General features: G+C 40.3%; 1 protein-coding gene. It reads right to left on the bottom strand.

Annotated elements, in window-relative coordinates; genetic code table 11:
- On the bottom strand, positions 1-231 hold a 231-nt coding region (locus tag AOA60_RS31980; protein WP_099587671.1), incomplete at both ends, for an STAS domain-containing protein.

Raw genomic sequence — 231 nt, 5'->3', positions numbered from 1 at the left:
GTAATAGCTACAGCGGGCTGTATTCCTGTAAGAACGACCTTCGCCCCCATCAGATTAGACATATCCTCTACATCTCCTAGAACCTTAGCAATAAATGAATCTATCATCTCTACAGAAGTAAGATCAATGACAACACCATGGGATCCTTCTTCATGAATTTTATTTAAGAAATCCTCTTGGAACTGGAGTGCGGTTTGATCATCCAGGTCCACTTGAACAGAAATCAATAAG

Source organism: Pseudomonas sp. 2822-17 (assembly GCF_002742485.1).
Classification (GTDB): Bacteria; Pseudomonadota; Gammaproteobacteria; order Pseudomonadales; family Pseudomonadaceae; genus Aquipseudomonas; species Aquipseudomonas cyclaminis.
This window is presented reverse-complemented; position numbering and strand designations above follow the sequence as displayed.